Below are 14,560 nucleotides of genomic sequence, written 5' to 3'. Positions count from 1 at the left end.
ATGAGCAGTTCAATCTCGGCCGGCAAGATTCGTTGATCTCGGTTCGTCGGAGATCTCCTCGATCTCTTCCAGTTTTTCCTTTACCTCGGCAAGTGCTTCTATCTCCCTGACTTTGGGTAGCAGTCTGCTTTCAAAGGAGCCCACCCCATCATTGTAGGCCTTTACGGCGTTTTTGAGATGGCCCTGTAATCTGCTGTAATGGGAAAAAAAGACCCGAAATCTTTCATAGAGTTCCTTAGAGGCTTGAACGAGACGCTCGGCATTTTCTGTAAGACTGTACTGCTGCCATCCATATGCAACGGACTTGAGCAATGCAACTAGATTGACGGGAGAGGCGATCAGGATCTTTCTTGAAACGGCATATTCGAAAAGTTCAGGATCTGCGAGAAAGGCGGCGTTGATTGCCGATTCCAGAGGAACGAACATGACAACAAAATCGGCCGTTCTACTGAAGGCCTCCGAGTATTTTTTACCGGCAAGCCTGTTGACGGTATCGCGGACATTCTTCGCGTAGTTACCCATGAGCTGCTTTCTAAGAGATTCGTCTTCTTCTTCCAGCGCTGTCAAATAACTGTCCAGCGGCACTTTGGCATCGACGGGAATGAAGGCGTTATTGGGCAGCTTCACTATCATGTCCGGTCTACCGTTATCGATAGACTCCTGTTCCACGAAGTCAACATGCTCGGTCATCCCGCTGAGCTCAACAATGCGTCGAAGCTCTATCTCGCCCCAACGGCCGCGTGTCGATCTGTTTCTCAAGGCGCTCTTGAGATCCGTTACGCCCTGTCTGAGGTCGGTGTTGGCTTCTGAAAGCATCTTCAGCTGCTCTTCAAGAGCTTTATAAGCTCCTTCCCTTTTCGATTCAAGCTCTTTAACATTTTTCTCGAGCTTTTCAAGATTGTCTCTTACCGGGCTGACAAGGCTCTCGAAATCCTTTTTCTGGCTTCCCCAGTCTTCTTTCTGGAGTTTCAGTAGGCCAGAGAACTTGTCGTTTGCCTGTCGAATGAAGTTTTCAGTACTGGAATTCAAAACGTCCGAGGAAATCGCTTTGAAAGTTGATTCAAGTTCCTCCTTGGCAGAAGTCAGCCACTTGAGCTTCTCATCTCTATCCGAGACATCCCTTTCGAGATCCTTAAGGCTGAGTTGTAGCTCCTGGTTCTTCTTGATACTACGGGATAATCTTCTAACTGATGCAATCACGAAGAGAAAGGAGATCAGTGTAACTATCGACAGAATTATCAGGGCGATAAGCATACTTAACCCTCCATCCGTAACGAGACGGTCTATCCGCCATCAAATGAAAACCATACAAGACAAATAAACGAATGAATACCTAAATATTATAGCAATTCATCTAGCTGCCATCAAAACAGGCAATAAAGCTTGAAAGAGATGGAAGCGGGAAATAATTCCTTTTCTTCGTCTTCTCCAGCAGTTAGCTTTCGATCCTCATCAAGAGAAGAAACCACTGAATCACTCAAGAAACGAGTCTTCTTGCCAGTTCGACCGCTGCCGAGCTATCTGGAGAATAGCCGTCTGCCCCGATCTCCTCGGCATAGGTCTGGCTGACAGGTGCCCCGCCTATCAAGACCTTCACATTGTCACGAATTCCTGCCTTCTTAAGTTCTTCAATCACTCTGGGCATATTCAGCATGGTAGTTGTCAACAGGGCTGAAATCACAAGAATATCGGGCTTCGCACCCTTTGCTGCCTCAACGAACTCTTCGGGCTTCACATCGACTCCTAGATCTATTATCTCGAAGCCCGCTCCCTTGAGCATCATACAGACGAGGTTCTTTCCAATATCATGGAGATCTCCTTCTATGGTACCGGCGACTACCTTCCCGATCTTCTTGACTCCCCCGCTTACAAGAAGCGGCTCGATAAGGTCCATACACTGGTTCATCGCTTTGGCGGCAACAAGGACCTCGGGAACGAAATACTCGCCCTCCCTGAAGAGCTTCCCGACTTCGTCCATGCCCGGGATAAGTGCACCATCCAGGATTTCCTTCGCGCTGAGGCCTTCAGCCAGAGCCTCTTCAGTGGCTACCTTTGCCTCTGCCGGCATTGTCTCGATTATCGCGTTCCTTATCTTCTCCAGACTTTCCATCTTCAACCTCCCGCAGGTCTTATATGTTCAAAGAGCTAGTATTGAAAAGCGCAATGAAAAAGATTACTTCAGCACTTTTCTCCAAAGAGTCTATCTATTACCTTTTTCACGGTAGTGATACCGCTTATTCTGTGTACCTCGCTTCCGCAAAAGGCAAACCCGTTTTCGAGATCTCCCTTGCACGCATTCATGAGTGCCTCCGCAATGCAATAAGGCGCTTCTCTGTAATTGCATGTCTTTATGCATTGATAGGCGCATTTGAAGGGCTTTCTTTTTCCCTCCTCGACATCTTCTATGAACTTGTTCCTGATCGCTCTTCCAGGCATTCCCACTGGACTCTTGATAATCGTGATATCTTCGCTGCGCGCATTTACAAATGCCTGTTTGAACCTGTAGTCTGCATCGCACTCTTCCGCTGCCACAAAGGCAGTTCCCACTTGAACGGCAGAAGCTCCCAGCTTGAAGACTCTCTCGACATCATCTCTGTCAAATATGCCCCCGGCCGCTATCACAGGTATGTTCTTCCCGGTATCCCGTTTCACTTGATCCACAAACCTTCTAATTTCGGGTAATGTCTTCTCGAGCGAACTCTCTTCAGAAAAGATCTCCCCGACTCTGTATCCGAGGTGGCCGCCCGCCTTTGGTCCCTCCACAACGAAACCGTCGGGGATGTACTTGTACCTGCTAAACCATCTCTTGAATATTACAGTCGCGGACTTCAGAGATGAGACTACAGGAATGATAGCCGTTTCCGATCCTTCCTCGAGATAAGAGGGGAGATCTAGAGGGAGTCCTGCGCCCGAGATGATCACGTCTATCTTCTCCTTCACGGCCGTTGCCACCATCTCTGCGTAGTTTGTGAGGGCCACCATTATGTTTACTCCCAGAACCCCTTTAGTCTTCTCCCTTGCCCTTCTTATGGTATTCCTGAGGCCATCGATGCTTGCCTGCCTGAAATTCTTTCTGTAACCTTCAACCGTCATACCTATACCTGCAGTTCCAATAACCCCTATTCCACCTTCATTAGCAACGGAAGCGGCCAGGTTATCCAGAGATATCCCTACGGCCATTCCTCCCTGAATTAGCGGAAGCGATACCTCATGATTCTTTATCTTGAAGAATTCTATGTCGTCACATCCTCTCTATGCCAAAAACTGTGCATGATTCATAATAACCTAATTTGATGACCACACTATTCTACTTTGAAAAGAATTCGATTAAGTCGTCTGCCGATTACTCTTTTATCCATTTGTACTATCCTTACTCCGATGAAAGATCGCATAGAAACTTGTGAATCTCCACCATCGCAAGTGTGTCCATCTTGCAGTACTCAAGCATATCTCTTCTTATTTTCTCTATCTCTGACTCTCTGTAATTTCCCAGAGCCATGTTCACGAAAACATACCTGGCATCGTCACCGTTGTGGATAAACAGCCCTTCATAACCAACCCCTTCTACAAGTGCAGGAAGAAGTTTTTTGATCGAGAAGCTGCCCCCGAAGTCTGGATGATATATGTGGTTTTTCACAAGGAGTTCTGAATCTACGAATATTTCCGAGAAGGATATGAGCTGTTCTGAGAGCTCTGGGAAATCCTTGTATCTGTTAGACAGCCATCTGAGAATATTCCTCTCGACGGAAGCATGGTGTGCCATAAGTGTTCTGCAGTCCTTCAGGTCCTCAACAAGTCTTTCGGCGAGCAGGAGACTCTCATCCCTCGAAGGATCGTCGTAGAGAAACTCCCTGTGTTCCAGGACGCCCGAGGCTTCCCTTCGAATGTGCAGTGAATACTGATACGGAATCCCCTCGTAGGGCGCCAGTCCATCGTAAAGGGGGATAACCGAGGCGGCAGTCTCGAAATCGAGATAACCTATCGGATACTTGAGACTGTTCAGCTTTTCTCGCAGTTCTTCGGGTTCGTCAAGCACCAGCCTTCCCGACTTAGCACCGCGAAAGACCCTTTGCAGGAGTGGTTTGTCGCCGAGTGCCTCTTGAGGAAGCTCTTCTAGATAGAAGTATCCCTTTTCGATCAAAGCATCTGTCTTGTCGGCACCCAGTCTGGGAAGCTCAAAGATGCTTTGTTTCCTTTCCAGGCCGAAGCATCTTCGAAGATGCTCGCAGTCCCTGCATTTGTATCCCAGCAAACCGGAAGGGATCAATGTTGAAGTCAAGACAGCTGAGGCAGATTCGAGTTTGGCCTTTATCTCGATTTTCTGCTCCGAGACCTCGCCAGTTACGTCTATTATCTCAAAAAGCTTCCGGTCGTCATCGCCCTTGCGATACATTCTTGAGATCATGATCAAACATGCTTTCTTGACTCTGTAACCCGAGTTTTCTACTACAGATACCGTGTAAGAGAGATCCCTTATGTAGTCCTTTGTGTTCGATGAACCGGCAAGGCTGGACTTGACCTCGAAGACATCCAGTTCCTCGCCCTCTTTTCTCACAACATCGGCCCTGGAGACGAAATCGCCGCTTATGAAAGCAGGCTCGAAAAGAGTTACGGACCGCCTGTCGCCGATAATCCGTTCGGTTATGAAGGAGGCCTCAAATGGATCCGGTTCCTCTATCAGAATACCTTCAGGAAAGAGACTTCTCGCCCTTCTCCCGACATCGAGGCCTTCCTTCATCCTGAAATCCTCTGCAATGGTCGGCCTGAATTCCCGGGGTTCATTCCTCTCGATCCATCCCCTGACGGGGCAGTAATCGTACTCTAAAAACATCTTCTTAGTAATAAGTCTCATCTGGCTTCACCTCGAGGCATGAAGAGAGTTGAATGCGGGGCATCAGACTCATCTCATGATGATTATAACAGTACCGACAGGTCCGATTTTCAGGCTTTCTTTCGTAAGTTGATTATTCCCGTAAATGCAGCTACACATCCGTTGAGGCCGTAATGCATCATAATTAAATCTACTCAAGAGAGAGGCTTCATTTGAGATGTGAATTGATGCTAGAATGTTTTTGATGAATACCCGATACACTTGAATCCGATCGGAGCTTGAGAAGTTTTGAGCCTTTGGAAAAAATGGGGGGATCTAGTTGAAACCGGCACCCGATTTTTCAGTGATTCTGGACGTCTTCAGGCGTAACGGAGAACCTTGCAGAGTTCCTTTCTTTGAGCTTTTCGCCGACGATGAAATAATGGAAGAAGTTATGGGCTACAAACTTGCAAAATTAGAAGAGGATCCCGACAGATACTTCGACCAGCTGGTCGGTTTCTATAAGGAAATGGGATATGACTACGTTCCCTTCTATCAGGCTCCGCGCTTTCCAACTCCCGATTACATCCATGGTGAAGACACGGCCACATACAGGAGAGAAAGCAGGAAGTGGATGAATGAAAAGGGTGGCCCTATCAAGACCCTGAAAGATCTCCAGGAAGCGGACTGGCCGAAGCCAGAGGAAGCTGTTGATTTCGACCTTTTCCGTAAGCTGGGAGACCACCTTCCCGAAGGGATGAAAGTAGTTGGAGGTGCTTCCGGTGGGCCATTTGAGCACTCCAGCTTCCTGATGGGTGTCGAAAATCTCTCCATGGCCGTTTACGAGGATCCCGAGCTGGTCAACACTCTCAACGAAAAGATCGGCAATGTTCTGGTCGGAGCCGCGAAGATAATCTCTTCGATGGACTGCGTGGGAGCATACTGTTTTGGAGACGATCTGGGATACAAGACATCGACCATCTTCTCTCCGAGACATCTCAGAAGACTTGTTTTCCCGTGGTACAAAGAGATAGCCAGTGTGGTACATGCAAACGGTAAACCCTTTGTCCTTCACAGTTGCGGCAACTTAACCACTGTGATGGACGATATCATAGACGCCGGTGTCGATGCAAAACACTCCTTTGAAGACCAGATAATGCCCGTTACCGAAGTGAAGAGAAGATGGGGCGAGAGAATTTCGATCCTAGGAGGAATAGATGTTGATTTTCTATGCCATGCCTCCGTCGAGCAAGTTAGGAAGAGAACGCTCGAGACTCTCGAACAATGCGCTCCGGGAGGCGGGTATGCTTTAGGCACGGGCAACACCGTCGCCAACTACATCCCGGTGAAAAACTACCTGGCAATGTTGGAGGCCGGAAATGAATTCAACTCTCGCTAGATACTTCGAACCGGCTTCCGATTCGGTCCGTTCATGGTAGAACGCGAGAAAAACATCGCAGTTTTGAAAGGCATTCCTTTCGATATAGATTTGGCTTCGCTTGGAGAAAGCCTGCGGATCAGAGCCGGTTCTGAGGAAGAGTCTACTCTCAAAGAGCTCGTCAAGTGCGCCCGCAAAACCGCCAACCCAAAGGCAATCTACAGGACCTGCTTCGTCGACTGCGTTAACGGAGACGAAGTTACGATAGAAGGTGTTCGCTTCGAGAGCCGTCTCCTGTCGAAAAAACTCCATTCGGTAGGCAGAGTCTTCCCGTTCGTCATAACTTCCGGACGAGAACTTTACGAGTACCCGCTCGATCGTGCAGACTTTCTCAAGATCTTTCTCTGGGATAGCTTGCTGGAGCACATACTCAGTGAGGCAGCCGAATTCATGAGAAGGGAGATTTCAAGGAATAACCTGATCGAAAATCTAGTTTGGATGTCTCCGGGTTCGGGTGATGCGGAGATCTGGCCTTTGCAGCAGCAGAAGGAGTTGTTTTCCTTGATTGGAAATGTGAAGGAGGAAATTGGGGTCGAACTGAAGGAATCTCTTCTCATGATTCCGACGAAATCGATTTCGGGAATCGCCTTTCAATCCGAGAAGGATTACAGGAGCTGCATGGTTTGCAAAAGGGTTAACTGTAATTACAGGAGCGCACCATATGATGAGAAGCTGAGGAACTCCCTTGAATAGAATGGCCCAATCTTGCCGCCAACAAAGAGCCCGCTGCAGTGTAGCTATCGAGTGAAGGGATAGGCTAAATAGAATAGAGGATACCGATGAGGAGAGAAGATAAATAATGAAAGAAGCTGTGCATAAGGTCATATTCCTGCCTTCGCAAAGAACGGTGACGGCAAAGAGAGGCGAGATTCTGCTCGATGTTTTGAGAAGGGAGTCTCAGCCCATAAGTGCCGTATGCGGGGGAAGGGGGAACTGCGGAAAGTGCAAGGCCCTTGTAGCTGAAGGAAGCGAGGCCTTCCCACTAACCCTTACCGAGGCAAGACTTCTGACACGAGACGAGATTGCGGCCGGATACAGGCTGAGCTGCCAGTTCAAAGTCATGACCGATGTCAGAGTCAAAACGGAGGATCCGGCAGTGGATTCTGCAGTTTCCAAACCGCCTCTTCCGAAGGCCTTGATGCGAGAGATATCCCCATTGGTTAGACTCGAAGAGTTTTCTCTTTCAAGGCCGGATATCCATGACCAGGCTTCAGACTATTCAAGACTGATCAGTGCTCTCGTTACAGAAAAGCCCCGGATTGACAGACTGAATCTACTGAGAAGGCTTCCCCATATTATTAGGGAGATAGATTACAGAGGCCGGGCCGTCATGTACGGAAGTGAAGTAATAGACATACTACCTTTCTCTGACGAAAGAGGGATCTTCGGCGTCGCTATCGACATCGGCACGACAACTCTCGCAGTTTACCTGGCGGATCTCAAGTCGGGAGAGATTCTTGCTGTTCGATCTGCCCCAAATCCCCAGTCTTCATATGGCCAGGATGTCATTTCCAGGATAGATTACACAATAAAGAGAGCCGAAGGAATCGATGAACTGAGAATAGCAGTTTTGAAAACACTCAATAAGCTGATCGACGATCTTTGCAAGGAAAGCGAAGTATCGAAGGAAAGGATCTACGATACTTCGATAGTGGGAAACACGACAATGATCCACATCCTTCTTGGAATAAGCCCCGAGAGAATCGCCTCCTCCCCTTTCATACCGGTATTCACGGGAGGAAAGGTATTCGAGTCACGGGAATTGGATCTAGAAGAGTCCATTCCAAATTCGAAAATCTACATAATGCCGGGAATCTCCGCCTATGTTGGCTCGGACATCACAGCCGGTATTCTTTCGTCGGGATTTATCGAAGATTCCGGCAACGTTCTCCTCGTAGACATCGGGACCAACGGGGAGATGGCCCTCAAAAAGGGCGACAGAATCTTCGCCTGCTCCACAGCGGCAGGTCCGGCATTCGAAGGAGGCAATATTAGTCAGGGAACTATTGCCAGGCCGGGAGCGGTCGATCATGTATGGCTCAATGGAGAAGGTATCGGGTTCAGTACGGTAAATGGTTCGAATGCTTCTGGAATCTGTGGTTCGGGACTGATAGACGCGATTGCCGTAATGATAGGTGCCGGTATTCTTACTGAATCGGGACGAATCAAAGGAGAGTACTTCGAGCTTGAAGGCCCTGCGGGCATAGTGCGTATAAACAAGAGAGATATTCGTGAAGTGCAGCTTGCAAAGGCAGCCATTCGAGCGGGAGTATCCATCTTGATGGACCGGGCCGGCATCGAGACACGAGACATCGACAGGATTTTACTTGCCGGAGCCTTCGGGAACTACATCGACCCCGAGAACGCTCTGCGAATAGGCATGCTTCCCAATGTCCCAGTCGAAAGAGTTTCACCCGTCGGTAATGCGGCCGGTCTCGGTGCAGTTCTGGCAGTTCTGGACAGCGGGATTCGAGAGAGAGCGGAGAATCTTAGCAACATCATATACTACGTTGAACTATCTGGCAGAAAGGATTTCAACGAGATTTTCGTTGACAATCTTGCCTTAAGGGAGGGATAAGCAATGGCCTTCAATAGATCAATCATACCTTTGCTCGGCGCGCCGGGCGCAAGGCTGACGGGAACGAAGCTCAAAGAGAATCTCACAAACGCGAAAATCCAGTTTAGCTCTTTGACCAAGCTTATGGAGGAGTTTCAGCCAGACGGGATCTTCTTCATGATGGATCTGACGGTCGAAGCCGAGGCGTTAGGACTGGAAGTCGGCTTCCCCGAGGATAACAATCCCTACGTGAAGGAACATCCAATAAAGGGACCGGACGAGCTGTCCTCAGTGGTAAACTCCTGGAGCGGCGTATCCGGGAGAATGAGGGTCTTCACAGAGGTTGCGGATAAAATGGCAAGAGAACTGCCGGGAAAGAGGGGCAGCTACGTTATAGGCCCACTTAGCCTCGCAGGAGAGTTGGTTGGGGTTACAGACCTCTGTATGAAACTGATAGAAGATCCGGCTTTTGCAGAGAGCGTAATTGACTTCTCCTCAAGGGTTGTAAGTGAATATTCGAAAGCGCTAATCGACCACGGCGCAGACATGATAGCCGTTCTCGAACCGACGGCGGTGCTTTTGTCTAAGAGACAGTTTAAACGTTTTGCGCTTCCCTATTTTGAAAGGCTAAGATCCGAGCTTTCAAAACCTTTGATTTATCACATCTGTGGAGACACGGAACACATAGTAGAACCTATGGGCGCCAGCGGCGCCTACGGATTGAGCCTCGACAGCATGGTGGACCTGAAGGCTGCAGCGGAGAGAGTCCCCGAGAATGTTTTCATCATTGGAAACATAGATCCTGTTAAGGTCTTTCTTCAGTCAAATGAAGAGGAAGTCGAAAGAGAGACTGAAAAACTTCTAGAGAAAATGAAGGACGTACCCAACTTCATTTTAAGTTCCGGGTGTGACATCCCACTGGAGACACCTCCAGAAAACATCTCAGCCTTCTTCAGAGCCGGCAGAAATTATCGTTCGTAGCAAAACGTCTCAAGTCTAGAACAAGAGCAGTTTCTTCAGCGGGTATTATTGAGAACCGTATTCGTATGCGCACTCGAAAAGTCTGAAGATCTTTTCGGGTGGTACTTCGGCCTGAATGTTGTGGATGGGAGAAAAAACGAAGCCTCCCCCAGGAGAAAAAATGTCGATGCGGCGGCGAATATCGTCCTCAAGGTCCTTTAGTGTTCCGAAAGGCAGGACGTGCTGTGTATCGCATCCCCCTCCCCAGAAGACGATATCTCTTCCGAATTCATTCTTCAGCCTTTCCGGCTCCATATTCTTCGCGTTGGTCTGAACCGGATTCAGTATCTGAACACCGACTTCTATGAAATCTGGTATGAAGGTATAGACAGACCCGCAGGAGTGAAGAAAGATGAAAAGATCGGGTTTCTTCCTATGAATGAAGTCGCACAGGGTCTTAAGTCTAGGTTTGAAGATAGATCTGAAAATTCGTGGCGATATCGCGGTGTTCTCCTGGGTGCCGTAATCGTCGCCGATCTGAATAATATCTATATCGTCTCCCAGGGCAGAGAGATACTTCTCCAGATCTACAAGATAGGTCTCTAGAAGACGGTCAAGAAAGAACTCCATGAGAGGCCGATCGGTAATGAGCCTCTCCATGAACTCCTGGTACCCGAACATTGAATGGCCGGCCTCAAGGAAGTTCCCCCCGAAAGCCCCGATCACGGCGCAGTCTGTCGATTCGCGTATTCCCGTGAGCTGAGCCTTCAAGAACTCGATTTCCTCGCCAGTCAATCTTGGCATAACAAGGGCCGAGATCTCCTCTTTTCTCCCGGCATGGGCCAGGGGAAAGTAGCTCCTGTCGAAGTAGTGGCCGCCCCGGGGCATTGCAGCAACTTCGACACCGTCCCTCTCGATTACGAGTGAACCGTCCTCTTTCACTTTCGGGTCGAATCCATCTGGAAAGAGGTATCTCGATCCATCATCAAAGATGTTTCGCCCGTTCCAGGAATCGATTCGAGTTTCAAAGCCTCCATTCAGTCTCTTGAGTTCGATCGCATCGGAATGGACTTCTCTTCTGATCTCATCATCGACAAAGGCAAGCATCTGATGAACATCGAAAACCTTTACTGGAAGATCACGGTAACCGAGATAATCGACAAACCTCCTGTAAGCTTTAGCATGAATACCAGTCGACCTCATTCCTCCCAGATCGATGGGAACGCGGTCAGGTTCGTTGTGGTCCAAAGCGGTAAGGATTCTTTCACGCGATGTCATCTGCTCACCTCTGCTCAATTTTGTTTCAAGCTAGACAACCTGATTATAGCCTTTGCTGAACTGATCAGGAAGGATTGTGAGAGTCTGAGAAGAGAGGAGCATTGTGCCAGAGCTTGGAATTCTGAATCTAAACGTTTTAACTTCAGTCGATCCTGGGATTTCCACATCCCTGAAAAGCTCATCATTGCACATAAATAAGTGAGTTAAATACCATTAATTAGCTGTTTCTTGCATGAGTTCGTATTCGAATCCTGATGATCCTGATCTTAAATCCTCCCTTGAGGGAGGAGGGCCACGTAGTGGCGGAGGGTGTCTTTGAAGGAAGAACCGGGTCTAGGGTTGTAGGGCGTAGGGTCTCGCAAGAGAGAAAAGCGGTTCTTAGTCTTGACGCTACCTGTCCATGTTCTTAGTTCTTAGTTAAAAATCGAGAGAATAAGTGAGATGGCGGGACTGAAGAGACGCGAGAATTTTAGCTGATTCTGGAACTAAGGAACAGGATGATAGATCTCCAGAGAAGATTATGTAGGTAATGATGAGCAGTAATGAGGAGTGATGGTGAGAATCGAAGCCCGATTATCTGATTGCTGCAGATTGTCAGTTCCGGCATTTGCCTCAATTTGCAATATATCTTCATTCATGTATCCGCCATTTTTCGATATTTTTGTTCGAAACTCTAGCTTCAGAGACCATTATGTTAGATGAACAGTCTATTTACGAATACCAGAATCGGAAATCGATGGTGAGCAGTATGAAGATTTCATTCCCTAATTATTTCATGACCGGATTATTCGTCAAAATTACAGGCATAGAGATATCTAAAATCCTCATTAGAAATAATCGCATCTTCTTTTCTTAATCGGTGAGTCTTTGGCCGGAAAGATGATTTATTCCTTTCGAGAAATAGACTGTGAAGAGAGAATGAAGTCTTCCGTAAACCCTAAGAACGGCCAAATCCGGGGAGGTGTTATAGATGGTAGTGAAAAGGAACCGTCTTGTACTGCTTTTAAGTATCTTGATCATTCTCTTACTTACCGCATGTCCTCGCAATCCTGAAAACAACGACCCTGTATGGAACTTGCCGGTAGGAGACAGAAGCGTGGAAGAAACGGAGACTCTCGAAATAACTCTCTCCGACCACGTGTCCGACCCCGACGGCAACTCTCTAAGTTTCTCTTTATCGGGCAAAGGAAGTATTTCCGCGGGAGGGGTTTACTCATACTCCCCGGGAATAGGCGAAGCCTCTACGGATTTCGAAGAGTCGGCAGTCTATGCCGTCACAATCACTGCAAATGACGGGAAGGGAGGAGCGGCAAGCGAGAACTTCAACGTGACCGTAACACCGGAAAATGATCCCCCGGTCTGGTTGACTGTTCCCGACAAGACAGTACAGGAGGGTTCCACTCTTACGATACTTCTAACGACTTACGCCAGCGATCCCGACGGAGATGCCCTGGCCTTCGATATACCCGAAGGGCCGGGAGAAATCGACGGCAACAACTACGAATACACTCCTTCCTATGAAGAAGCCGCAATGAATTTTGAAGAGGCTGCAGTGTATAACGTAGAACTCAGGGCGATTGATTCGAAAGGCGCAACTGCAACGACGAGTTTCCAGGTGACCGTGACCAACAAGAACAGAGTTCCGGAGCTCTCTATACCCTCTCCGCAATATGTCACCGCCGGAAAGACTCTCACGCTCGACGTGGCACTCTTCGCGTACGATCCCGACGGAGATGCGATCTCTTTTTCAAAGGTAGCAGGTGTCGGTTCAGTAACCGGTAGTACGTTTACTTACTCTCCTGCACTGAGCGATTCGGGCACAAGAAACGCGACCATCAGGGCAAACGATGGAAACGGAGGGGTGACCGATCAGACTGTCGAGATAAATATCAACGCGAGCCACATCAATAATCCTCCAAACGTCCCCGGGAAACCCTTGCCGGCAAACAATGCAATGACACAGCCTGCCGCTTTGACCCTGACGTGGTTTGGAGGAGATCCGGACGGTGATCCGGTCACGTACGACGTATACTTCGGTCTCTCTCCTGCGGCGCTGAGCTTTAAAACAAATACAAGCACCAGAACGTATTCGACCGGCTCTCTCAACAGCTCTACTTATTATTACTGGCAGATAGTGGCGAAGGACAACAAGGGAGCCTCAACGACCGGACCGGTATGGCGTTTCCGTACTGCACCGACGCAAGCCTTTGTCGAGAATTTCGAATCATATTCTGCAGGTTCAATCGTCAGCTCATTTGGACCGTGGTATTACCAGGAGTACGGCAGCGTTACAAACCCCATAATCACAGAGATCGCCGGCCATGGAAAGGTAATTGCTTTTTACGGTGGAAACGGTTACAGCGTCGTATACACTCCAAAGGTAGATCCATTCAAACTAGGCTATCTGGAATACGATGTCAGACTAGCCTCAACCTCAATTCCAAGGTGGGGCTGGATCGGTCCTAACAACTCGCTAGCGTATACAGGAATAGGCTATCTTGATGGAAAGAGAGCCATCGTCTGCTGGACACAAGAGGGCGGCTCCTATCACTCGGAAAGAGTAATGGATATTGGTCCGGGAATCTGGTATAGAGTCAAAGTGGTCTTCAATATGTCAACGGGTGGCGCGGCAGTATATGTAGATGGAACGTTCAAGAGGAGTTTTTCTTTCACACCGGTTCCCTCTGGAACAAATGGGGTAAGAATGTCCACCAGTAATTACAACTATTCGTATGTCATGTTCGACAACATCAGTTTGTGGGTCACAGATACCGGTTACGTGCCGTAAATCGTGGGGGTTTTCATACAATCAGGCGTTATGTTCGTAAGTAGACTCTGTCATTTCTGAAGAAGCCGTTCTTCTCTCAAGAGAGAGAGATAGTTCCTAAAGAGATCTCTCGAGTAGTTTGCAATGTCGAATGGACTTCTGCTCCTCCATAATCTGGTTGCCAGGACGGGATATCGTTCTGGCAACTTTCTGAACTTGAAACTCTCCTGCAGCCCTTCGAAGTAGTCATGGTTAACGTGAGTACATTTCAAAAGGCAAAGAACGGTTTTCATTTCTAGCAGGGTCTCTATCACTGCGCAGTAAACATCCTCGTATCTCTTCCTTGCAATGCAGGAGAAGATTCTCCCGCACGACTCGAATACGAGCTCCGAGAGATTCTCCTTCAAGGCCCTCCTGAACTTTTCTTCAGGAACACTGCGAGCAAGATCATAATACTGTTCGGGCTTCGATGCATCGCCCTCCAGTACGACAAGGTTCTTTACGAGTCCAGCATAGAATGGCCATTCAACTCCCGGTTCCTCGAGTATTCCGCAGAGTATCTTTTCAGTTATCGAATTTGTAGTGACCGGGACCAAGCCTTTCAGAAAGGTTTTCTTTGGGACCTCTTCTTTGGTAATCATAAGCATTTCTAGATCGGACCAGTGAGTATCGGTCCCTCTTGAGGTAGAACCAACAGCCAGAAGCAAATCAGATTGCCCTTCATCTCTCTTGAAAGCTTTCCGGAAATCT

The 14,560-nt window shown here is 48.3% G+C and carries 11 protein-coding genes; 5 read left to right on the top strand and 6 right to left on the bottom strand.

Annotation, left to right across the window (positions count from 1 at the left end):
- Positions 1–9 precede the first annotated feature (9 nt).
- From rmuC to THEBA_RS00455, 4 genes are all read right to left on the bottom strand, one after another.
- Complete coding sequence (gene rmuC, locus THEBA_RS00470; protein ID WP_014729995.1) at positions 10–1,254, bottom strand: DNA recombination protein RmuC; 1,245 nt, start codon at positions 1,252–1,254, stop codon at positions 10–12.
- A gap of 223 nt (positions 1,255–1,477) precedes the next feature.
- On the bottom strand, positions 1,478–2,110 hold the full coding sequence (locus THEBA_RS00465; protein ID WP_006490121.1) for a corrinoid protein: 633 nt from the start codon (positions 2,108–2,110) through the stop codon (positions 1,478–1,480).
- Positions 2,111–2,178: 68 nt separating this feature from the next.
- Positions 2,179–3,237 carry an NAD(P)H-dependent flavin oxidoreductase gene (locus THEBA_RS00460; protein WP_081484582.1) on the bottom strand — a complete coding sequence of 353 codons (1,059 nt, stop codon included), beginning with the start codon at positions 3,235–3,237 and terminating at the stop codon, positions 2,179–2,181.
- 133 nt (positions 3,238–3,370) lie between these two features.
- Positions 3,371–4,852, bottom strand: a complete 1,482-nt coding sequence (locus THEBA_RS00455; protein WP_014729993.1) for a DUF2779 domain-containing protein — start codon at positions 4,850–4,852, stop codon at positions 3,371–3,373.
- A gap of 298 nt (positions 4,853–5,150) precedes the next feature.
- Here THEBA_RS00455 and THEBA_RS00450 point away from each other — a divergent pair, with 298 nt between their 5' ends.
- The 4 genes from THEBA_RS00450 to THEBA_RS00435 all read left to right on the top strand — a co-directional run bounded on the left by THEBA_RS00450 (position 5,151) and on the right by THEBA_RS00435 (position 9,786).
- On the top strand, positions 5,151–6,209 hold the full coding sequence (locus tag THEBA_RS00450; protein ID WP_014729992.1) for a uroporphyrinogen decarboxylase family protein: 1,059 nt from the start codon (positions 5,151–5,153) through the stop codon (positions 6,207–6,209).
- Between the two features lie 33 nt (positions 6,210–6,242).
- Positions 6,243–6,941, top strand: coding sequence for a vitamin B12 dependent-methionine synthase activation domain-containing protein (locus THEBA_RS00445; protein WP_014729991.1), 699 nt, complete (start codon positions 6,243–6,245; stop codon positions 6,939–6,941).
- A 106-nt stretch (positions 6,942–7,047) separates the two neighbouring features.
- Entirely contained in the window at positions 7,048–8,826 is a 1,779-nt protein-coding gene (locus tag THEBA_RS00440; protein WP_014729990.1) for an ASKHA domain-containing protein, read from the top strand.
- A gap of 3 nt (positions 8,827–8,829) precedes the next feature.
- The gene (locus tag THEBA_RS00435; RefSeq protein ID WP_014729989.1) at positions 8,830–9,786 is read left to right on the top strand and encodes a methylcobamide--CoM methyltransferase; all 957 of its coding nucleotides are present in this window, start codon (positions 8,830–8,832) and stop codon (positions 9,784–9,786) included.
- Between the two features lie 45 nt (positions 9,787–9,831).
- Here THEBA_RS00435 and THEBA_RS00430 read toward each other — a convergent pair whose 3' ends face one another.
- Positions 9,832–11,043: a uroporphyrinogen decarboxylase family protein gene (locus THEBA_RS00430; protein ID WP_014729988.1), complete on the bottom strand. Its 1,212-nt coding sequence runs from the start codon at positions 11,041–11,043 to the stop codon at positions 9,832–9,834.
- Positions 11,044–12,013: 970 nt separating this feature from the next.
- Here THEBA_RS00430 and THEBA_RS00425 point away from each other — a divergent pair.
- Positions 12,014–13,831, top strand: coding sequence for an Ig-like domain-containing protein (locus THEBA_RS00425; RefSeq protein ID WP_014729987.1), 1,818 nt, complete (start codon positions 12,014–12,016; stop codon positions 13,829–13,831).
- A gap of 50 nt (positions 13,832–13,881) precedes the next feature.
- On the opposite strand, the gene THEBA_RS00420 is transcribed toward THEBA_RS00425, so the two are convergent.
- Complete coding sequence (locus THEBA_RS00420; protein WP_014729986.1) at positions 13,882–14,517, bottom strand: hypothetical protein; 636 nt, start codon at positions 14,515–14,517, stop codon at positions 13,882–13,884.
- Positions 14,518–14,560 lie beyond the last annotated feature (43 nt).

This window comes from Mesotoga prima MesG1.Ag.4.2 (assembly GCF_000147715.2).
Taxonomy (GTDB): Bacteria; Thermotogota; Thermotogae; order Petrotogales; family Kosmotogaceae; genus Mesotoga; species Mesotoga prima.
Note: the sequence above shows the minus strand (reverse complement) of the source record. Positions and strands in the feature narration are given on the sequence as shown.